This window comes from Psychrobacter immobilis, assembly GCF_904846065.1.
GTDB classification, from domain to species: Bacteria; Pseudomonadota; Gammaproteobacteria; order Pseudomonadales; family Moraxellaceae; genus Psychrobacter; species Psychrobacter immobilis_H.
In genome coordinates this window covers 1,069,990-1,092,562 of the sequence record NZ_CAJGZV010000001.1, presented here as the reverse complement: position 1 = coordinate 1,092,562, position 22,573 = coordinate 1,069,990, and the positions used below count along the sequence as shown (strand labels likewise).

Genomic DNA, 22,573 nt, shown 5'->3' with positions numbered 1-22,573 from the left:
TAAATATCAGTGTTTGTTAAACAAATCTTAGATAGAAAGCTCGCTTATATACCTGAACTTTGTCATTTTTAGATTCTAGCAGCTTTAGATTTTATAATCGTGCACCGCATCGATAAATACTTTGGCATTGTCAGGATTGACCCACTGCGTAATACCATGACCTAAGTTTGCTATATAACCCGTTTTTTCGCCGCTTGCATAAGCACTATCAAGCATTGCATTTACTTCAGCACGAATCGTCGCAGGTGAACCATACAATGTTGCTGGATCCAAGTTGCCTTGAATGGCTTTACTACTCTGTAGTTTTTTATGCTGTTTGGTCAATTGACGCTGACTTTCAGCCAATACTTGGCGTGCACGATCAATGGGCATCGTCCAATCTAACCCTAAAACATCAGCTTGACTATCTGCTTGCACATCCAACCATAACCCACCGCCTTTGGTAAATAATACCACTGGTATCTGCGGATGGCGTACTTTTAATTCAGCAACAATACGCTTATTATAAGCATGAGAAAAATCGATAAACTGACGATGGCCAAGCGCCCCGCCCCAACTATCAAAAATCTGTAGGATTTGAGCGCCAGCGACCACCTGTGCATCTAGATAATCAATGACAGAAGTGGCTAATTTATCTAATAATTGATGCAAAAAATCAGGGTTGCTATACAAAAAGCCTTTAGTATAACGATAGTCTTTTGAGCTGCCGCCTTCAATCATGTAGGTGGCCAATGTCCATGGACTACCAGAGAAACCAAATAACGGCACTTGACCATTTAATGCTTTGCGGATGCTCGTCACCGCACGCATGACATAATCAAGAGAATCATTGGGTTCAAGTACTGGCAATCTATCTAAGTCTGCTTGCGTACGAATAGGATATTTAAACTTAGGACCTTCGCCCGCCTCAAAGTATAAGCCTAGACCCATAGCGTCAGGTATGGTCAAAATATCACTAAATAAGATAGCAGCATCTAAATCATAGCGGCGTAGTGGCTGTAAAGTGACTTCAGTGGCACGGTCCGTATCTTTGCACAGACTCATAAAGTCGCCCGCCTCTGCACGAGTGGCCTTATATTCTGGTAAATAACGACCAGCTTGACGCATCATCCAGACTGGCGTGGTGTCTATTGATTCAAAGCGTAATGCCCGTAACAATCTGTCGTTCTTTAAAGGCGCAAATTCTTGCTGAATCGAGTTACTATTGTCTGAAGCACTCATGTACAAATCTCCAAAACAACACCGCATTCATGATCATCAATGAATACGGTGCTGGATAAAATAAGTTGAATAAAAGAATATTAAAACGTTTAGATAGCGACAATCTATTCTAAAAAACCACAAATAATGAGATATTCGCTAATAACAATTTATTGGTTAATATCTCTCGTGTTAACAATCATAAAAACAATAATCATTAAAAGTATTTGTGTTTTTTAGAGCGTCATTTGCCGTTAATTTTTAATCAATAATATCGTGCTCATATTTGAAATTGGATGAATACCATAAATGGTCTACATGGTCAGCGCTAAATTATCACGGTGTACCATGACCACACGCTCTTCATTATTACCAAGAATCCTATCAAACTGCTCAGTACGCTCACGAGCCACTCGGCAAGCATCCCGAGATGAGAAGTTCACTTGTCCAACCGCTAAACGCTCGCCCGTATCTTGATGCACCACCTCAACCACGTCACCTTCATCGAAATCACCGCGTACTTCCACAACGCCGACCGGTAGCAAGCTCTTGTGATGCTCAACTACAGCTTTTGCTGCGCCTGCATCGACTATTAGAGTGCCTGACATACGCAAATGTGCGGCAAGCCATTGTTTACGTGCAATGATTTTGTCTTGATCATTGGTGGTCAACAAAGTACCGACCGCTTCGCCTGACACCACACGAGTGATAACATCATCGATAGCACCGCTCACGATAACGGTTGGACAGCCACCCATTGCAGCGAGACGACCAGCACGAATTTTGGTCAGCATACCGCCGCGACCAAGCTTGCCACCATCTCCTGCAATATCAAATAAGTAATCCGCCATCGCACGCTCTTGGCGAATCATTTTTGCATTAGGATTGTCACGTGGGTTGTCCGTAAACACCCCATCTTGATCAGTTAAAATGATATATAAATCGGCATTGACCATCGCCGCCGCCATCGCGCCCAAAGTATCATTATCACCAAATTTAATTTCATCAATGGTAATAGTGTCGTTTTCATTGATGACTGGTAGCACGCGCCACTCTAGTAATTGTGTCAACGCGCCCGTCGTATTGAGATAACGGCTACGATTAGACAAATCATCATGCGTCAGTAGCAGCTGCGAGCTTTGAATACCATGTTGGATTAATGCTGACCACCACGTTTCAATCAAACCCATTTGACCAATAGAAGCACAGGCCTGTAGTGCTGCTAATTTCTTCGGTCGCTCCTCAAGGTTCATTCGTACCACACCTTCAGCAACAGCACCTGACGATACCAATAGCACTTCGACGCCCTGCTTATGCAGCTTGGCAATCTGTTTGGCCCACTCGTATATGGCAGTTCGATCCAGCCCTCGACCGTTATTGGTTAACAACGATGAGCCAATCTTGACAATAACGCGCTGAATATCAAAGTTGCGAGTTTGTTTAATAAACCTTGCTTCTTCGGTCGTGTTTTCTATGTCACCTGCCATATAAACTCCTGTCTCTCATGTGAATTGATTACGGGGATTGATCTAAAAAATTCAAGTATATCAGCTCAAGCCTGTTAGCTTAAGGAACATAAATGACCTCAACACCATCTTCGTCGTCATCGTCAAAATCAGCATCGTCGTCGCTTAAATCTACACCTTCGCGAGCCGCTTTACGAGCCGCACGATAGGCTTCACGCTGCGCCTCAGTGTTTAGACGCACTTCTACTTCTAAGCGCTCAAAACGGGTTCTTTGTGCTTCAGCGAAGATAGGATCTTCTAGTTCACGCTCACGCTCTAGTTCAATCTCATTCATTAAATGATATTTAACTGCATCAGTCCCTTCACCCATTAAGGTTGACGTGCGAAATACATCGCCTGTCCAATCAAGCTCAGCGACAATATGAGTACAAAGCTCATCTAACTCTTCGTCAGGCACCTGATCAATTTTGTTTAATATCAAAATCTGGGGCAAGTTGGATAACTCAGGCGAAAAACGCTCAAGTTCATTCAAGATAACACGAGCGTTGGCTACCGGATCGCTGCCATCAATTGGTTTTACATCAACCACATGTAACAGACGACGAGTACGAGCCACATGTTTTAAGAAACGAATGCCAAGTCCAGCACCTTCTGAAGCACCTTCGATCAAACCTGGAATATCTGCCATCACAAATGAGCGATGACGACCGATATCAACCACACCTAGATTCGGAACGAGGGTGGTAAACGGATAGTCAGCAACTTTTGGTCTAGCAGCAGAGACTTGACGAATAAAGGTAGATTTGCCAGCATTAGGCAAACCAATCAAGCCAACATCAGCCACAACTTTTAGCTCAAATTTAAGAACTTTTAACTCACCTTCAAAACCAGACGTCGATTTACGTGGTGCTTGGTTGGTAGAGCTCTTAAAATGGGTATTGCCCAAACCACCATCACCACCTTTGGCAATCAGTAACGTCTGACCAAGTTCAATCAAGTCACCCAACACTTCGTCAGTTTCGGTATCAACTACCGTGGTACCGATAGGTACTGGTAAAAACAAATCATCAGAGCCCTTGCCTGAACAGTTTCTACTGTGGCCATTCTCTGCTCGCATAGCATCGTGACGACGGGTATAACGATAGTCCACTAGGGTGTTGGTGTTATCCTCTGCAATGACGTAAATATCTCCGCCCTTGCCACCATCTCCACCATCAGGTCCACCACGTGGGACATACTTTTCTCGGCGAAAACTGGCGATTCCGTTACCACCGTCACCTGCTTTTACCGTTACGACGGCTTCATCAATAAATCGCATCTTACGTTCCTTTATTTACACTCTAGTTTATAGACTCAATAGCAGTCATATACTGCTTCTTTTGCCTATAGGTATCTTTTAAAAAATAGGAGACTTACGTCTATGTTGCTATATATCATTGCTTTATTTATGACAATAACACCCGATAACCAATTGGACTATCGGGTGCGGTATATATTAACTTAAAAAATCACATCTATTTGTCCATGCTAAAAGTGACTATTGAAATACTTTCTTATAAAGAGTACCTCAATATTAAAAACTCACTACTGCTGTACAAATGTATTAAGCTGGAATCTGTGTATAACTGATGCCTGCCATTTGTGTGGCTAAACGTAATACTTGCGTACTATAGCCAACTTCATTGTCATACCAGATATAAACAATGGCATGATTGTCGGTCAAAATAGTCGCTTGGGCATCAACGATACCTACATGGGTATCACCAACAAAATCCGTCGATACCGCTTCGGTAGAATCTGTATAAGCAATCTGTGTTTGCCACTGACTGCTATTAGATACTTTACGCATAAACTCGTTTAATGCATCAGCATTTTCTGGTGCTGTTTTAAGATTCAAGTTTAAAATCGCTAAGCTGACGTTTGGCGTTGGTACACGGATGGCATTACCCGTTAGTTTACCACTAAGCTCTGGCAGTGCTTTACCAACCGCTTTAGCAGCACCCGTACTGGTAATAACCATATTTAATACAGCACTACGACCACGGCGATCCGCTTTATGATAATTATCAATCAAGTTTTGATCGTTAGTGAATGAGTGAATCGTTTCAACGTGACCGTTTTCGATACCGTATTCATCGTTCAATACTTTTAACGTTGGGGTGATTGCGTTGGTGGTACAGCTCGCCGCACTGACGATGGTATCTTCACCGACTGTATCGTTATTTACACCATAAACAACGTTTTTAATCTCACCGCCAGCTGGGGCTGTTAATAGGACTTTTTTCACACCAGTCGATTGCAAATGCTTACCAAGACCCGCTTCATCTTTCCAAATGCCCGTATTGTCAATCACTAACGCATCATTAATACCGTAAGTCGTATAATCAATCTCGCTTGGATCTTTAGCGTAGATGACCTGAACAAAGCGACCATTGATAATCAAGCCATTGTTTTCATCATCAACCACCACGCCACCAGCAAAGCTACCATGAATCGAATCACGCTCTAGCAATGATGCGCGCTTGGCCAAATCGCCCGCTGCCGCAGGACGGACGACGATGGCTTTTAACTGCATACCTTTAGCGCTTGACGCTTGTGATAATAGCAGGCGAGTTAAGATACGACCGATACGACCAAAACCGTATAGCACGACATCAGTCGCCGGATTAACAGTAGTGTCATCACTATTAACGGCTTGAAGTGCTGCTTGCAAATCACTGTCATTAGCGATTAATTGACCAACATCAACCTGTGCAGACTGAAGCTTATCATTAGCCGCTAGCGCTTTAACCATGGCTAAAGTGTCAGCGATATCAATAGATTTAGCCTCTTGGTTACGCAAGGCTACTTTTTGATGCAATGCCAATATTTGACCAACTGACGTCGTATTTAACGTGTCACCGAACAAGGTTACTTGTACGTCTTGCTCATTATAGAGCTTATTCAATAGCCCCATCAGCTCAATCGCTTGTTGCTCTTGATTGTTGTAGTTGCTTAAGTGGTCTTGATGTAATTGGCGTAAGGTATCAGCGTTGCTCACGAGAAACATCCTTATGGTCAGTAATGTGTGATCAGTAAATGATAGAGAATACAGATTAGATAGATTATGTGTGGTCTACGCAATCACTCTAGTATGGCAACCGCACGATATCGGTGTCAGTTATTGATATAGAGTATTGAGATCGCCTAGATTTTAGCCTAAAACGGCCTATTTTGCCAGTGATAACCGATCTGCTAGCGCTTATAAAGCATTTTATTGAGTTATGCAGGTTATTATGAAAATAAAGGCAGCCAATTATGCTGCCTTATTGTTCATTATTGCCAATATCGAATAGTGGATGATAAAGTACCACTACCATTTAACCCAGTATCTAGTAAGTGATGCTTGTTATGGAACGAGGCTAACCGTTTGATTGGTCTGCGAGGTTAACTTAAATTCTTTTAAGTCATAGCCTTGCTGTTGAGCGATTTGACGATATTTGGCATAGGTTTCTTGAGTGACGTTTGGCGAACGCGCCAATAACCATAAATATTTTTTATCAGGCGTTCCTACTAAGGCAGTCTTGTAATCAGCATCACGTGCTAGTACCCAATAGTCGGCACGACCAACTGGCAACCAACGAATCCACGATGGCAAAAAGGTGACCTTTAACTTACTGCCTGACTCATCAACAGGCTTAGCGATACCCTCAGAAGTAATGCCAGAACCGTCTTTCTGTACGCATTTATTAGTGACTATGATACCTGAACCATCGGTTTTTTCCGTATAATTGGCGGTGACATCACTGGCACAATTGCGCTGAAAATACATGGGCAAACGACCTATCTCATACCATGTTCCTGTATACTTTTTTAGATCAACGCTATCCACTGTGGTCGGTGTACTTGCAGACTTATGAATGATGGCGCTTGGCTTAATTGACAACGTCTCTGTGGTGGTTCTATCCGTAGTGGCGTTAGCAGTTATATCAGCTGTAGCATTGACCGGTGGCGTCGCCGCATACGCTGAAAATGCGGCTAATGGTATGATAATAGCTAGGGCTATACCCGTATGCTTGATAAGTCCATTCATAAATATACGCTCCGGTATTTCTTTGTATGATGAGTAAGTAGAGGTTGATGATGAATCAGTATTTTGCGTTGAATGGCGGTTCTGTCCAGATTCTTTTTGCACAGGAGAATTTATTGAACCATTTATCTTATCCCCTAAAAAATCTGATATTAACGGTTCTTTTTCGCTCAACTCTTGTGACCATTTATAATCGTTAGTGCAGTGACCACTATCCTTGGTACAGTAATCACTAACGAAATTACTGCTTTCGCTATATTTTGAATCGCCGTCTTTGTTATTATTGCTGTTAGTCATAGTAGACTCTTTTGCCCGTAGTGGGCTCTTATCAGCGCTTTTATATCCAAAATAGTGATCTTTCGAAGACGTTTTTTTTGCCAAATGGGTAGAATATCGGTCATTTAGATTATCATGGTTGTAGCTAGCATCGTTGCTGGCGTGACCTGTCTGCCGTGTACTATCCTCATTCAGATGATAGTGGCGCGACTGGGTAGTCTGCTTAGATTGAGAACCAGCTTCCTTTGTATCAGACCATGCTGATTGAGGTAACTTATTGGTTTTCATAGAGGTACCATTATTGATAGTGACTGTTAACTATTCTTCTTATATGCCCTATATGTACTCTCATCTTCTGTGCGTCTTCAACTTTTAAAAATATAGAATGTAAAAGCTGGCGCTGCAAGAACTAAATATTATGAGAGCAGTTAAGAGATATGTTGATAAGCAATTCGCTTATAAGAATATAGAGTAAGTACTCTTTGTTTAGGTGATATATATTAATGGCAGCTCAGCTATTAAAACAGTGTCGCAATGTAGGAAAAAGCAACGGTTTGTAAGTAACTATGCGTTTATGCAGCAGAATAAATACCGAGTAAACACATAGTTACTGATTGGATAAATATATTAAAAATCAATTATTTGCACTGATAGATGCCAATTAATGGCAATTCTGGTTCAGAACTGATCAGCATTGGTGCCAACACTCCCTCTATTAGTTTTTTACTATTCAAAGAACTGTCGAATACCAGCAACACTGATACCACCATGCTCTGATACTTGATGTATTATCACAGGTGATAAACCACCCAAACCGATAATCGGCATATCAGCCAATTGTGCCAATGCTGACCATGATTCCCAACCAAGTGGCACAGTGTCAGGATGTGTATGGGTGACTAGTACAGGAGACAAAAAGGCGCCAATGACGGGCGGTAATTGCTGCTGTAACCGAGCATGAGCCAGTTTATTAGCAGCATCAATACTGGCAGCATCATGACAACTGACTATTAACGGATAATTTTTAGACAGCACTCTATCTTGTGTATCCTCCGACCATTGCAACAATGCGGTATGAGACAGCTGATTGGCAACGATTGAATTGGCAGTGGTTGTATCTTTCATTGCTAGCAGCGCTTCAGTGGTTAGGGTCTGCCCATTGACATCACAAGGGACAATCGCCTTAATATCTGGACGCATATGCATCAACTGCGCTGCTATACTTTCTGAGCCAGCTGCCTTTATTCGAATATATACCCAAGCATTGGCTGTTAGCTTGTTTTGATGAAAAGTCAGCCATGCGGCCATTGGATCAGGTGAGGCATCAAAATGCGTCAATGGATAGGTAATTGCTATCGTTGTTGGCACACTGAGCCATTCGAGGATCGTCTGGTTAGCAGCCGGTAAATGATACTTTCCTGCTAATAAATCTGCCTTATTTACCCACGTTAGCGCCTGACCTTCTAGCCCATATTGGCGATGCTTATGCTGCTCATACTGCTGCGCAGTCAGCTCAACCTTATAAATCTGTAAACTGATCTGTTTATCACCATAATCATGATGCAGACGTCCAAGCTTGACCATCGTATTGTCACAAATTTCAATGCCTGTCTCTTCAGCAACTTCCCGAATTAACGCCTGCTCGGCGTTTTCATTGGCTTCTATTTTGCCACCTACAAATTCATAGCGATTGCCTTGATGCTGGGCGGCGTTTCTAAATCCAAGTAAATATTGGGCTTTATGATGAATGACCGCAACTGCCACGTTTACGATAAGTACTTTTTCGCTGTTAAATGAGCTATCAACGTGGTTGTCTGCTTCATTTGGCATCGGCGTCTCCTTTATTACTGTTTTTTTAAAGTGCTATTTGATTAGTTTATACCTTCAAAAAACCAAGTCGATCTAAAACCAACCTATTGATTTATAACAATAATTAGCTAATTTTTATTTATTTAAATCTCATTTTCGGAAATTGTTTTAGATAAGTTTACACAATGACTGCATTTTATTTTATCAATTACCTTGCAAAATCTTCCAATGTAAATGATAATTATTATCGTTAAAGATAGTTACTGTATCGCCATTACTATTCAGCCATTTTTTATCAAAAGGAATTTACTATGAGCATGGTTATCTCTCGTTACTTGAATTGCCGTGAAAACCGTTTACCAACTTTGCAATCACAACACTTATTTGCACTCACTAAAGAAGTGCGTATTGAGCATGAGGGTGAAGAGTATCGACTACGTTTGACACGTAATAATCGCTTAATCCTGACCAAATAGATTAATATCATTCATCATCAATATTAAGGCATGTCCTCATTCTAAAAATGAGATAAATTGCAATCAAACAAGGAAAATAGCGCCGATAATATCGAGATATTAGTCAGATATTTGATGCCGTTTGGCAAGATTTAGCCATTTTCAACCCATTTAGATGACTATCGATTGAATTGAGGACACGCCCTGGCCTACCTATAAAAAAACGCCTTCATTCAAAGGCGTTTTTTATTGCATAAAACAATGCGATTTAGAACTGCCAGCTGTAAACCACATCCACCGCGTTTTCTGCCGCTGAGGTTGCCTCTACATAAATACGTCGAGTTAACTGATAACGAATGGATAAGCTATTTTGAGCATTAAACACCCCTACTCCGTAGCGTATATACAAGTCAGGCGTCACATAACCGGTGACGTTGACGTTGGTGTCTTCACTACTGCCTGAGGCATCAACGGTCAAACTCTGAAAACCAAAAATCTGACCGATCTGATTGGTTAGATTGCGCGTGCCACTCAGTCCAAAGCTTAAGCCCGCGGCGGCTAGGTTATTCGTCACTTGCGATTTAAAGCCTTGCTCACTGATTTGGGTGGCGCCCTTGTTATTAATTCGACCTGTCACCAAAGCATTCATCGCCTGCTGCTGGGTCAAGCCTGCATTATTAAAGACAATAATATTGGGACTTTCTGTATTGCCTTTGACACGTACACCTACCGTTTTGCCACTGATCGTTTTAACCGCCTCAATACTGAGGTTAGGTTTCATCACATCACCGTTGAAGCGCACTTGTCCGTAGTTAAGCTCTAGATTCTGACCAAAAGCGTTGATATTGGTACGACGTGATACTTGCACCACCCCTTTCGCACGCATGACACCCGTGCCATTTTGAGTGATATTAATCGCACCAGCTAAAGGAATAACGGCACCAAAACCACGGAAGTTGATATCATCACCCAAGTCGACACCGATATCCGCATTGATTGACCAAGGTTTCGATATTGCCAATACCTCGTCAATATTACCAATGAGACGACGATCAAGAACCACAGCATCCTCGGTTTGAGTAATGATATCTTCGCTGGCTTCTGGCGGCCGAATGGTCGCTGACGGTACGCTGACCGCCCCTTTAATATCGACATAACGATCGCTTGGACGCACGATGATATCAATATCAGGATTGATTTCTGCCACTAACAATGGTGGCTGAGTAATCACCAAACGCTCGCCGCTGACGCTAAGCTTGGCTTGGAGTTTTTGTTGCCAATTAACGGTACCAGTCAAAACCCCTTTACCCGTACCACTGCTAAAGGTTCCATCAATAGTCGCTTGAGTACCACGAATTTTGGCGTCAGTATTTACATTGGTTAAATTAATGGGCAAATCAAGCATCGCAATACGGCCATTAGCAAGTTTCACATCGCCATAGAATTGCGGCTTATCCAATGTACCGCCCAATCCTCCTGCCATCGTGACATTGCCCTCTAGCACTCGCATACCTGGGAAGAAAGGCTTGAATATCGCAAGGTTGAGCTCATTCAATACCAAAGCGCCCGAAATTGGCTTAGGCGTCTTATAAGGATCAACGACCACTTCAGCATAGCCACGCGCACCGCCACCAGTATTAATATCGGTACGTAGTTTGATGCCCTCAGGGACGGACAGTGCAATCAATGAGACCCGCTTATAAGGCAGAGTGACGGGTAAACTATCACCATCTTGAATCAAGCCGATTTTGCCGTTGTCTGAATACAGTGTGGTATTAATAGTCGGTGGACGACCACGTTGCCAGCCAACAATCGCCTTACCATTAATTTTGCCATGCCAGTCAATATCTTTGGGTAAAAAGACCGATAGTAATGACGTATCTAGATTTTGTAAGGCAATATTCACCTCACCTTTATCAGGTGACGCGATTAAGTTTTCACGTAAGCATACCTTGCCCGTTTGATCGGTGGCTTGCCAGCAATGCGCTGCCAACTGTACTTTTAAATCGTTATTATTGCCATTTTGATTGTTGGGTAAATCAACAATTAACTGCGCTGGCTGTAACTGATTTAAGGTCGCATATTTAGATTGAACACGGCCCTTACCGATGACGCCAGACCAGCTCAGTTTATCCCGATTGAAGCCGCCTTTAAGCCTTGCGCCAATCGTAAGCTGCTCATTGGCAACGTCAAGATTGACCACATGCGCCTGCTCAGTACCATTAAATGTTGCTTTAACGCTTTTAAAACTCTGTCCAGCTGCATCTAAACCTTCAGCGGTGATAATCAGCTGACTTGGGCTGTTTGCCAAATTTACCAGCTTACCGCGCACGCGACCTTGGCGCAAAATAAAGCCTGGCAGCGCAATTCGCTCACCAACCAAATCGATATAAATAGTTGGCAGCGCTTGTCCTACTGGCTGTGATAAGGTCGCACCGCCAGTGACTTTGCCAGCCAATTTATCTGACAACTGATCCAGACTGGTGATATTAATTTTGGTTTGTAATTGCTTAGCATTGCCATTAGCAGTGACATAGTTATCACCCCAACGTAGCACTAAATTATCCGCGTTTAAGCTGTCTATCAAGGCATTTACTTGCTTATATTGCGCCTGTGCATCTTGCGTTTGTAGACGCTTGAAATAGCTTGCCAAATCTTTTGGCAGACGCATCTTCGCTGCTAAGCTACCTTTGGCACTAAGCGGTTGACCCTTTAGCATACCTCTTAAATCAATTTTTTTGATATTAATGATTTGCTGCGAGTCACTCCAGCGCCCATCCGTATCGATAGTGCCGGTGATGAGGCTTGGAGTATCTTTGAGGAAATAACCAATATTAAAACGATCCATCACTGCGTCAATATCCCACGCAATGCCTTGACGTACATCAACCGTCCCTTTGGCATCAATACTGCCTGCCGCGCCCACATGACGGAAACGCTTGATACGAATCAGCTGGTCATCGCCACTGGCATCAATGGTTAGCTTGCCCGCTGGCAGTTGCTCAGCATCTAGCACTCCATCGAAATTCACCGCAAAACGTTGCAGTTTGCCTGCGGCATTTTTACTATTCTTAGGCGCAGTTTGCCACTCGCCACTGGTTTTTAGATCACCTGTGATAATCGCTGGATTATTGGGCAAGAAATAACCCAAATTAAACTTATCGAAGCGACCATCTATCGTCCAGCCGATATTTTTACGCAAATCGATGACGCCCTTGGCATTCACTGCGCCCGCTTCACCATTGTAATTGAGCTTACGAATACTGATAAACTTTGGCGTGCCAGCCGCATCAATAGATAGGCGTCCTTTTGGTACATCTGCAGTATCGACTTGACCATTGAAGCGCGCATCGAACATAGATAGCTCGCCACCAACGATATCGATTTTGGCATCACCCGCACCCGTTATGCCAATAGCACGGCCATCTTGAGTCGCATCAAGTTGCGCCTGCAAGTCGGTCTTGTTTAAGGTAATAATATGACGCTGACCACTAACGCCACCTTTAGTAATAGTCAATAAACGACCACGCGCGCTGACACTACCTGTTAGGCGCTCAAGCGGCAAATCACTGCGATACTGTTTGGGTAATAATCCATTGGTACGCGCATCTATCTGCCATGTGAGCGGACGCTTTTTATTTGCCAATTGAATCTGCCCAGTACCTGATAAGTCGCCCACGACCCCTTTATAGTTCAGGCGATTGATGTCGATGACATCCCCAGCTTTGCGCACGCTCACGTCATAGTTGCCTTTAGGAGCGGCATTCAATTCATTAATGACCGCATTGGCATCTACTGATAACCGTGAGCCACGAATGATGACATCCGCCTGTCCACGCGGACTATCAATATTACCGATATTAGGTACATCGCGGCGGATTAGGTTTTGCCATTTGGCATCGATATACCAAGGCGCTACCTGTGTCGACTTCGCTGACGTTTTGCCTTGGACGATATTAGCATTCACATGCTCGCCATCACGTTGACGCAAATCTGCATCAAGCGCTATGCTACCAGCGCTGTTTTGCTGCTGATAATGTAGTGACAATCGACCATTCAGCTTTTGCGGTGCATATGCTTTGAAATCAGCATAGTCATTAGGAATAACGCGGCGAATATCAAAATTGCTACCTGTCGCTCGTACTTTTGCATCAAAACTGTCTTGCCAATCTAAAATACCTTGCAGAATTAAATTTCCAGCTGGCACCTGAGCATCTAAGCGATCAATACGCATCTGACTGTTTGCAATAACGGCGCGACCTTGATAGTGACCAGACGGAATGTCTTTAGCCGTCAGCTCAGTATTGATACGCAGACGTATTTCAGAGATAACCCCTGTCGCGGTAGCAGTACCACTTTTTAAACGAATTTTTTGGCTTTCAGCATAAGGGATCAAAATATCATCCCATTGCAATTTTGCCTGAAATGGCGAATCCTGATCCAATCCTTGGACAACAAAATCACCGCTCACATCGCTGTCATTGTAGCGACTACGAACCTTACCAACCGTACGTTTTAGCGTCCCTGTTGCCGTGATATTCAATGGGTCAACATAGGCTTTTTCTAGCGCACTGACTTCTGCAATCGCGCTTAAATCTAGCGGATAGTCGCCTTGTAAATCAATTTCACCTTGTAAGGCACTGATTTTGACGATATCAGCATATTGTAAATCGCCGCGACCAACCGTTACCGTGCTACCGACCCATGTTAAATCACGGGCAACAATATCCTGCACAACAATGGGCTCTTTGGTCACTTGTTTATAAGTAATATTTTTTATTTTAGCGTGATCAAAGCGTAAGTTCACTGGTAGCTGTAACGTTTTATAATCGAACGGCTCACCCGTTGGTGGCTTGTTATTGATAATCTCAATGGTTTGTATGTCTGCATCACGCAGATGCACTTCTTTGGCAAATATGGCACGCCAGCCTATCTTGACGTAAGCTTTATCAACCAATACTTCAAGGTCTTCAGTCGCCTTGATATCGATATCAGTGACCCAGATTCCATCACGTAAATTACCGCGACCATATTTAAAATCAATGCCCGTCTCAGCACTGACTTTCTCTAATATAAACTTCGTACCCGACTCTGTACCCATTGCGTAAAAAAACACAGCAAACATGATGGCCAGCACAATTAAAATAAGCACCAGTAATTTGAGCAAAAATGACAGCGGATACCAACGTCTGACGGCACGAGCATCGCGCTGTGCTGGATCTTCATCTGGGGAATTATTAGGCGGGGTATTTTTTGTCAGCATGACACTCAACTACGTTAAAGAATGGTCACCGGCAATCGGCACGATAAATAAGGAATACAACGGATATTGCTAATAGCGCGTGTTGAACCTGTCTCAACTTCACTAACTGAGACGACTTAATAATGTTAAATACGCGCTAAATGATGTCACTACTGGATTACATGGCTATAAAGGCGAGCCAATAAAGAAATGCAGCCTAACGGGTATGCTTTCTTCTGTTACGCCAGCCGCCACATCAACTCGTACCACACCGACTGGCGATGCCCAGCGGATACCAACACCGACGCCGACCTTTGTCTCAGTCTCGAAGTTTTTGTCGTAAGCATTACCCACATCAGTGAAGAATGCCCCGCGGAATCCTGGTTTAAATTCATAATTATACTCTGCACTACCAACCGCAAGCACTTGCCCACCAGTCAAATAGCCCTTGTCGAGCGGTGACAAGCTCTCATAGTCATAACCACGAATACTTTGGTCACCACCCGCAAAGAAGCGTAATTTATAAGGCACATCATAAAAATCATCTGCCCAGATGTAGCCTGTATTCAGACTGCCCAGCACTTGATGCTTTTGCTCATCGCCAAAACTATAAATGCCGCTGACACCCGCGCGAATGATTGCCATATTAGTGTCGCTAAGGGCTTTATCAGCCCCTGCTTCAAGCGAGTAATACTGACGCATACCGCGAGTCGGATTGGTCACGCTGTCTACGTCGGTTTTGTTCATACCATAACCAAATAGCAGCGCTTGCTGCTTAGGCTTAGAGGAAGTAAAGCGAATAGGTAGATCGTCCAACTCTGTTTCATCGACCCCAGTCTCTAGCTCATCTAAACGGTAATTCACAGAGTAGCTGCGATTCCAGCCACTGTCACGGCGAATATTACGCGCCAATGCTGCTTTTAGCGTCGTAGTAGATAAGTCGAAGTTGCCTTCACCTTGGTCGATGACCTCTTCTTCATAGGTAAGACGCGCATCTAATTTATCGTTAAGTGGATGTTTCCAAGGTCGACTGGCATAAACAGCGACGTTTTTAGTAATTCTGGAAACTTCGGTCTCTGCACCAGCTTGATAGCCTTTACGATTGAGCAAATTATAGTCTATTTTTGCCGTCGCTCGCACACCCGTATCTGTGCCGTAACCAAGACCTACTTGGGCATCGCGCGGCTTACTTGAAGAGACAAAAACATACAACGGTACTTTTTTACTTTCTGCCACTTGTCGCGGCGTTTTTCGACCAGCCAGCGTTGGTGGTACAAAGTTTTCATCAGTGATTAAGCTTTCTTCATCAGGGAATATTTTTTGCGCAATATTACTGATGCCGTCGCTTATTTTACCCAAAATATTGTCCGCTTCTTGGTCTTTTTCATCCAATACACGGTCATTTGGTAAGCGGCTCAAGCGCTCTGCTTTTTGTTTGATAGCTTGTAGCTTATCAAGTGTTGCTGCATCAGCTTCAAAATCGATCGCCGCAATGTCGGCGGGATTGACTGTTTCACCGCTATTGGCAGTCGTATTGCCCTCACTCTCTGCGTTATTTTCATCACCATCATCAGCGTTATTGTCTTTATTAACACGGCTACTATTAGAAGCAGCTGAACTTTCAGCACCATTATTGCCCGCAATGTCTAAGGCGCCATCACTATTAATATCGTCGTCGAGTGTGCCGCTATTATTGGTAGGTGTGTTATCAAAAGCCAAAGTACTGGCTTCACTGCGTTCATCTGGCGGCAATATCGACTCAACGTTAACCGTATTAAAATAACGAGTCGCTGATAAGTCATTGCTAAACTCGGTCACCGCTGGTCGATAAAAAGGATCACCGGGCTTAAAGTCAAACAACTGTTGTAATAGTGACAACTCAACAGGTAGCTTGTCAGGATCTTGGGTTAAGGTATTGGTTTCTTCATCGTATGTAAAAAACACAACGTCATCAAACTCATAACGATCACCAGTGTTGTAGACCAGCGACACATCTGCTGTATTATCTGGCAAGATAATATCAACGGATTTGTTGAGCCAATATTGATCAAAATAGCCATAAGTATTACTCAGCGACTCAAGGGCCGCCTTGCTATCTTTATAAACACGGTGATTGAAGATATCATCCACTTGTGGCGGCAAGTCTTTTTCAAGTGCTATATATTCTGGTTGTTCACTGCCTTCACCGCGAATCTCAACAATACGGCTGTCCACACGTACCGGCTCGCCCAGCTCTTCGATAATGACATCGATCGTGTCAGCATTGCGCTGACGTAGGCGTAACGTAATATCATAGTAACCCACTGCTTGGGCTGCCTCTAATGCTGTTTGGCGTAGGCGTGGCAAGGCGGCCGTAAAGTCGGTAACTGACTGAACCGTCGTATCATCAAGGGCAGCCTTGATGTTTTTCATGGGCTGAACGTCATTATCCGCTTTGGTGAGCTTTGGCTTACCATCGACAGCACCTTCAGCGGTCGCCTGCCGTAGATAAATTGTAGTATCTACATGTGGTAATGCCATCACACCTGCATTGAATAAACGATTATAAAGGCGTTTCACGATATTGCCTTTATTACGTGCCATTGGCTTGGGCTTACTGGCTTGTTCGATACTCTGGTTTATTCCCTGAGAGTCTGCTTGATAGTCTGGCAAGTAGTCATCAGGATTGATGATATCTGACGTTGTACCATCTTCATTGGTCTCATCACTGGCATTGGCGACAATCTCATTATCGAAAGTACCGGTTCCATCCACGCGCCCACTACTGACAGAGTCGCTAACATCGATCGGACGCGACATAACTTCAGCCGTCTGTGCGCGTTCAGCGGCGCTCTCATTCCTACCCAATGTCTCAAGGTTGTTAGGAGTTGGCAGATTGGTTGCATCCAAATCCACATCTAAACCAATAGGCGGAGTTGCATCATCTAATGTAGCAATTGGCGCATCAAAATCGCGATCGTTATTGCTGATATCATTATTATTGTTATTGTTATTAACGTTGGTACTATTATTGATGTCATCAATATCTTGGGTATTCTGCATGTCCATCGCAGCTAGCTCACGATCAATCTCCTCGGGCGTCATCATCTGATAACCCTGCTGCTGTATCGCTGCGGCTTGTTGCAACAAGTCATCATTGGCGTTATTGGAAAGATCGAGCTGAGCATCATTTGCGCCAGCCATATTATCCATGGCATTTGCCTGAGCATTAGCCGTACTCTGAGGCTGAGCAGCTGGTTTTTTAGCGCTTTTATCTTGAGCATCAGACTTCTTAATGCCTAGGCTTTGTTCGCTGTACTCATCCAATACTGACTGATCGATAATGCCCTGCTCTACTGCCTTTTTTAGGCGCAATGCATCCAAAGCGATATCGAGCTGAGTATCATCATCTGACAGTGTGGTCGATTGAGTATTGGTTGGTTGATTGTTTGATTGATCGACAGCTATTTGATTGCTCGTAGGTGGTTTAGGAGAACTGACATTATTTGTGGTATCAGCCAATGCAGCAGGTGCCATACCGAAACCCACTAGGCTGGTCGCTAGCGCAGTGAAAAGTGCTGAACGCGTAAAATAAATGCGCGGCGCATTGCCATGAGTTGTCACAGCTGCTGAACGACGTGTTTTTTGAAAACGGTTACTCTGAAAATCTTGAATTTTAATATCCTCTCGAACATTATCCGTATCACACTGCATCATCGATACATTGCGCGCGAGCGTTGAAGGCTGGTGTTTCATGTGTATTTCCTATCACCTCACGCGGCACAATATTATGAACGATAACAATCGCCTAGTCTTACCGGTGAATAAACTTATAGCAGTTGGCTGAATTATGGTTTACTGTCTTGCTTTGGATAATGACCGTTTATAACGCAAACCTTGGTGTCAGATTAGCACCATGTTTTTATCAAAAAATAGACATGCGTGAGTGGTAGCAAGCCTTTGCCATCACTCACACCTCGCGACGCAACCATGCAAAATTTACAAATCATAACTTAGATAATTATGAAATCATAGCGTCGAGCGCATGTATTTTTACCAAAGCCTTGCTATTATACGGCTTAATATTGATAAAACCTATGCTATATTTCGATAAGTTTTTGATACTGTTAATAATTATATCGATAATTACTTTCACTTTAAAAGCGGTATTCAACGCTTTTCTTTGATCTAGCAACCGCGACCCGTCTGTAGGAATTTTCATGGCCAATCAGTTTCAATTATTTAAGCACCGCCGTTTTAGTGCCATGTTTTTTACCCAGTTTTTGGGCGCGTTTAATGACAATATTTTTAAGCAAGCACTCATACTGGTTTTGACTTACACCGCTGCGAGTCAGTTGGGTATGGAAGTCAGTATTTTGAATAACTTGGCCGCGATGTTGTTTATTTTGCCTTATTTTTTGTTTTCTGCACTGGCAGGACAAATCGCGGATAAATTCGAAAAATCAAAACTCACAAGATTGATTAAGCTGCTTGAGTTCGTAATTATGGTAATTGCGGCAGTAGGGTTCGTGTTTGAGTGGTACGCATTGTTATTTGTTGCGTTGTTTCTCATGGGCACTCAATCTACTTTTTTCGGGCCTATTAAATACGCCTACTTACCACAAGCAATGAAAGAAGATGAATTGGTTGGTGCTAATGGTTTGTTTCAAATGGGGACGTCGTTAGCGATCTTGCTCGGTATGATTATCGCGGGTGTTTTAACCCAGATAGCGCAGCCGCTCTATTGGATAAGTGTGACCGTATTGGTCATCGCCGTCTTGGGTTATTTTGTCGCACGATTGATACCCCACATGCCAGCGATGCAGCCAAACCTAAAAATCAACTGGAACATTGTGACCACTAGTGTGGCGACGGTGCGCTACTTATATTCATTGCCTTTTTTGTTCTTTGTCATCCTTGGTAATAGCTGGTTTTGGTTTTATGGCGCGACGTTTTTGACCCAAACGCCAGAATTCAGCAAGGTCATCTTACATGGTGATGAATCAGTGGTTATTTTCCTATTAACCTTGTTTTCTGTTGGTGTGTCGATTGGCTCATTATTATGCAAATCACTAACCAAAAACCAAGTCAGCTTACGTCTTTTGCCCTTTGGTATCGCCGGCTTAAGTATTTTTGCGATTGATTTGTATTTTTCACTGTCAAGTCTCAACATCAATGTGAATAATGCAACTCTGTTTGGCATCAGTGAGCTATTTGCGGTGAGTGGCAGCTGGCGCGTGTTTGCTGATTTATTCTTTTTGGGCTTTAGCGGCGGTTTATACATCGTACCATTATATGCCTCTATGCAAGCCTATGCACCCAAGAGCCACCGCGCGCGCGTCGTTGGTGCCAACAATATCTTTAACGCGATATTTATGGTCACCTCAGCGATTTTCTCTATCGTTATCTTGAACGCTTTGGGATTCAATTTACCTCAGCTATTTTTAGTGACAGGACTCATAAACATTGCCTTCGGTGCCTTTTTATACAGTAAACTCAATAAACATATTAAAAATGCGGTCATCCAAACGCACGATGAAGTGGCTCCATAAGTAAGATTGACATGCTGCTATAGCAATCGGTGTGTTATCAAATGGATAATATTGGTGCTGATAATTTAGATTGTTTGCTATAGTAATACCTATGCGTTAATCACTATCATTATTTTAGAAAAACAGATGATGTTTTTAGAAGAACAGATAAGTTTAATTTTATGATCGTATTTAAGCCATCAGGAGTGAATCATGGCCCTGCGTCCCTTATCCAAAGTCGACCAATTGTTACTTGGGGTCGATAAGGCATTACGAGCTGTCGTACCACATTCAAACCCTAGCACTCGTCCACTACCAGTCAGCAGTGACGAGATTCCTGAGCTCACTATCACCGAGGCGCGACATGTCGCCGGATTGATGCGTATCAATCATACTGGTGAAGTATGCGCGCAAGGTCTGTATCATGGTCAAGCATTTGCCGCCAAAGACAGTGGCGTCAAGCAAGCCATGCAGCAATCAGCCGAAGAAGAGGTCGATCATCTGGTCTGGTGCGAGACGCGATTAGACGAGCTTGGCAGTCATGCCAGTGTCTTTACGCCATTATGGTATGGCATGTCTTTCGGTCTTGGCGCAGTCGCGGGTGCCATCTCTAATGAATTTAGCTTGGGATTCGTCGCAGAGACAGAAGCTCAAGTCAGCGAACATTTACAAGAGCATATCACCCAATTACCAGAGCACGATAAACGCTCAAAAGAGATACTGGCACAAATGGATATTGAAGAGTTGCATCATCGTGAGCTGGCATTAGCAAGTGGCGGCGCAGCGTTATCACCGCCTGTACGTCATACTATGCGCTGGATGGCCAATCGCATGAAAGCCACGGCATATCACTTGTAATTGCCATCTGTGATAGCAGATTTTGAGCAATAGGTTGTGATGGTAAATGCGTTGTGATGATAAGAGCAGTGCGCTTTATTATTGATATTGCGCTCATTTACCCTGCTGTCGCTGGCATAACGTACACGCTATCGCGTTACTATTAACAATCCTACTACTGATAGCGCTCAGTTGAATTTGTTAGGGTATTAAAAATTTGTATGATTTTGCCGCAAAGACATGAGCTAATAACCATTCAATTGCTAAATAACAACTAAATAAATTAAGGTAACGATTTTTATGAAAGCCATCAACCAATCGACTCTCTCTGCCCGTTCGTCTAGCAAGTCGCCTAAACTGGCAACTCTGACAGCACTGGCAACAGCTTGTGCCATGCTATTATCAGCGCCTGTCAATGCGGCAGAAACCAATGCGGCAACAGATGCTGCAAAGACCGATACTACTGCCACATCGGTGCCTAGCGCTATGGATTCTAGCAAACGTGTGATTCGTCTTGCTCGACCGACTGCGGCTAGTACAGCACAAGAGGGTACTTTACCGACTGCGGCGGTGACAGCCAATACTCAACCAACTGACCTTCAAAGCAATAGCGTTCCACAAAGCGCTCCTTTGCCAAATAATGCTCAGCCGTATCGTGCGCCAATGAGTACATTGCAACCACAAGATGTTGTACCAGCACCAAAAATACCTGAGTTCACTGGCACCACTCGAGTTTATGAGCCTGGTCCATTGACCGCTACTGGTGTCGACCTGCGTAGTGGTCAGCTTGCCAATATACCAACGCCGCAAGTGCAATTGTCGGACGTAAGCTTTGTACCGACTGTGTTGATTCCTCAGCAAAACGGTAATAACAACGATCAGCTAGACGTGAGCTTGCTTGATGATTTCATCGAAGACGTCTCACCTAATGCCCGTCATTACCCACCAAACTTCCCTAACCGCTCACAGCGCCATTATACGCGTGAAAAAATCAAAGTATTGGCTGAATGGATACAGCCTTATGCTGAATCACCAAATGCCTCTTATGATGTATTGATTCGTGCCGCTAAACTCAATGGCATGGGACGTAACTTAGATTTGGGATCAGACTATACGATACGTGGTGGAAAATATGTTGACCGTGCCATTAAACTGCAACCTGATAGCGGCGAAGCCAACTTCTTATATGGCATGATGTTGTCAGAAGGCGGCGGCTTCAAAGAAGGTCAAAAATACCTAGACCGCGCAGTGTCTCTTGGCTATACCGAAGCAGAGCAAAGCTTGGCACAGTCAGACTTGTTAAGTGATCGCCGCGATAATGCACTAGAGCGCTTGCGTCGTCTTGAACAGAAAAACCCTAACAATGACATCATTCGTCAGCAAATCAAACTTATTGAAGAGGGTAAATTCTACATTTGGGATATACCTGCGCCTGACATCAATGTTAAGCCTAGTGCTTAACATCGATTGGGTGTTTCAATGTCATTAAGTGAATTTACCAAATACTATGATTGCTCCATAAGCTAGATTGACTCGACTAAGCCCCTGACTTTATATAGAAATTACTTCAATATAGAGTCAGGGGCTTTTTTATGTCTAGCAAAACTCCATTGAATCCAACTTGCTGTCTACCTTATTTAAATGCGTGTTCGATTCAATTATCGAAGTTTAAATCGTGTTTTTGAAATTTAAATAAAATAGTTTAATGC

12 protein-coding genes are annotated in these 22,573 nt (G+C 43.4%); 4 read left to right on the top strand and 8 right to left on the bottom strand.

Annotation, left to right across the window (positions count from 1 at the left end; genetic code table 11):
* Positions 1-84: 84 nt before the first annotated feature.
* The 6 genes from hemE to JMW64_RS04605 all read right to left on the bottom strand — a co-directional run bounded on the left by hemE (position 85) and on the right by JMW64_RS04605 (position 8,841).
* Positions 85-1,221 (bottom strand): uroporphyrinogen decarboxylase, encoded by a 1,137-nt coding sequence (hemE, locus tag JMW64_RS04630; RefSeq protein WP_201553595.1) that lies wholly within the window; start codon positions 1,219-1,221, stop codon positions 85-87.
* Positions 1,222-1,514: 293 nt separating this feature from the next.
* Positions 1,515-2,687: a glutamate 5-kinase gene (gene proB, locus JMW64_RS04625; protein ID WP_045445028.1), complete on the bottom strand. Its 1,173-nt coding sequence runs from the start codon at positions 2,685-2,687 to the stop codon at positions 1,515-1,517.
* A gap of 79 nt (positions 2,688-2,766) precedes the next feature.
* Positions 2,767-3,984 carry an Obg family GTPase CgtA gene (gene cgtA / locus JMW64_RS04620; protein ID WP_055124422.1) on the bottom strand — a complete coding sequence of 406 codons (1,218 nt, stop codon included), beginning with the start codon at positions 3,982-3,984 and terminating at the stop codon, positions 2,767-2,769.
* Positions 3,985-4,269: 285 nt separating this feature from the next.
* Complete coding sequence (locus JMW64_RS04615) at positions 4,270-5,715, bottom strand: glyceraldehyde-3-phosphate dehydrogenase (protein WP_201553594.1); 1,446 nt, start codon at positions 5,713-5,715, stop codon at positions 4,270-4,272.
* Between the two features lie 339 nt (positions 5,716-6,054).
* The gene (locus JMW64_RS04610) at positions 6,055-7,299 is read right to left on the bottom strand and encodes a lipocalin family protein (protein ID WP_201553593.1); all 1,245 of its coding nucleotides are present in this window, start codon (positions 7,297-7,299) and stop codon (positions 6,055-6,057) included.
* 438 nt (positions 7,300-7,737) lie between these two features.
* Entirely contained in the window at positions 7,738-8,841 is a 1,104-nt protein-coding gene (locus tag JMW64_RS04605) for an NUDIX domain-containing protein (protein ID WP_201553592.1), read from the bottom strand.
* Between the two features lie 296 nt (positions 8,842-9,137).
* Here JMW64_RS04605 and hemP point away from each other — a divergent pair, with 296 nt between their 5' ends.
* A complete protein-coding gene (gene hemP / locus JMW64_RS04600; protein ID WP_227672156.1) occupies positions 9,138-9,296 on the top strand; it encodes a hemin uptake protein HemP in 159 nt (52 codons plus the stop codon).
* A gap of 247 nt (positions 9,297-9,543) precedes the next feature.
* Here hemP and JMW64_RS04595 read toward each other — a convergent pair whose 3' ends face one another.
* Together JMW64_RS04595 and JMW64_RS04590 are read right to left on the bottom strand one after the other, a co-directional pair.
* On the bottom strand, positions 9,544-14,538 hold the full coding sequence (locus tag JMW64_RS04595; protein WP_201553591.1) for a translocation/assembly module TamB domain-containing protein: 4,995 nt from the start codon (positions 14,536-14,538) through the stop codon (positions 9,544-9,546).
* A 165-nt stretch (positions 14,539-14,703) separates the two neighbouring features.
* The gene (locus tag JMW64_RS04590; protein WP_201553590.1) at positions 14,704-18,252 is read right to left on the bottom strand and encodes an autotransporter assembly complex protein TamA; all 3,549 of its coding nucleotides are present in this window, start codon (positions 18,250-18,252) and stop codon (positions 14,704-14,706) included.
* A gap of 464 nt (positions 18,253-18,716) precedes the next feature.
* Here JMW64_RS04590 and JMW64_RS04585 point away from each other — a divergent pair, with 464 nt between their 5' ends.
* The 3 genes from JMW64_RS04585 (at position 18,717) to JMW64_RS04575 (ending at position 22,325) form a co-directional block, all read left to right on the top strand.
* Complete coding sequence (locus JMW64_RS04585; RefSeq protein ID WP_055124429.1) at positions 18,717-20,048, top strand: MFS transporter; 1,332 nt, start codon at positions 18,717-18,719, stop codon at positions 20,046-20,048.
* Positions 20,049-20,246: 198 nt separating this feature from the next.
* Positions 20,247-20,885: a 2-polyprenyl-3-methyl-6-methoxy-1,4-benzoquinone monooxygenase gene (gene coq7, locus JMW64_RS04580; RefSeq protein ID WP_201555028.1), complete on the top strand. Its 639-nt coding sequence runs from the start codon at positions 20,247-20,249 to the stop codon at positions 20,883-20,885.
* A 279-nt stretch (positions 20,886-21,164) separates the two neighbouring features.
* The gene (locus JMW64_RS04575) at positions 21,165-22,325 is read left to right on the top strand and encodes a tetratricopeptide repeat protein (RefSeq protein ID WP_201553589.1); all 1,161 of its coding nucleotides are present in this window, start codon (positions 21,165-21,167) and stop codon (positions 22,323-22,325) included.
* Positions 22,326-22,573 lie beyond the last annotated feature (248 nt).

Coding starts and splice junctions, on each gene's coding strand:
- hemE (WP_201553595.1), bottom strand. CDS start 1,221: ATGAGTGCTTCAGACAATAGTAACTCGATTCAGCAAGAATTTGCGCCT.
- proB (WP_045445028.1), bottom strand. CDS start 2,687: ATGGCAGGTGACATAGAAAACACGACCGAAGAAGCAAGGTTTATTAAA.
- cgtA (WP_055124422.1), bottom strand. CDS start 3,984: ATGCGATTTATTGATGAAGCCGTCGTAACGGTAAAAGCAGGTGACGGT.
- JMW64_RS04615 (WP_201553594.1), bottom strand. CDS start 5,715: ATGTTTCTCGTGAGCAACGCTGATACCTTACGCCAATTACATCAAGAC.
- JMW64_RS04610 (WP_201553593.1), bottom strand. CDS start 7,299: ATGAAAACCAATAAGTTACCTCAATCAGCATGGTCTGATACAAAGGAA.
- JMW64_RS04605 (WP_201553592.1), bottom strand. CDS start 8,841: ATGCCAAATGAAGCAGACAACCACGTTGATAGCTCATTTAACAGCGAA.
- hemP (WP_227672156.1), top strand. CDS start 9,138: ATGGTTATCTCTCGTTACTTGAATTGCCGTGAAAACCGTTTACCAACT.
- JMW64_RS04595 (WP_201553591.1), bottom strand. CDS start 14,538: ATGCTGACAAAAAATACCCCGCCTAATAATTCCCCAGATGAAGATCCA.
- JMW64_RS04590 (WP_201553590.1), bottom strand. CDS start 18,252: ATGAAACACCAGCCTTCAACGCTCGCGCGCAATGTATCGATGATGCAG.
- JMW64_RS04585 (WP_055124429.1), top strand. CDS start 18,717: ATGGCCAATCAGTTTCAATTATTTAAGCACCGCCGTTTTAGTGCCATG.
- JMW64_RS04575 (WP_201553589.1), top strand. CDS start 21,165: ATGAAAGCCATCAACCAATCGACTCTCTCTGCCCGTTCGTCTAGCAAG.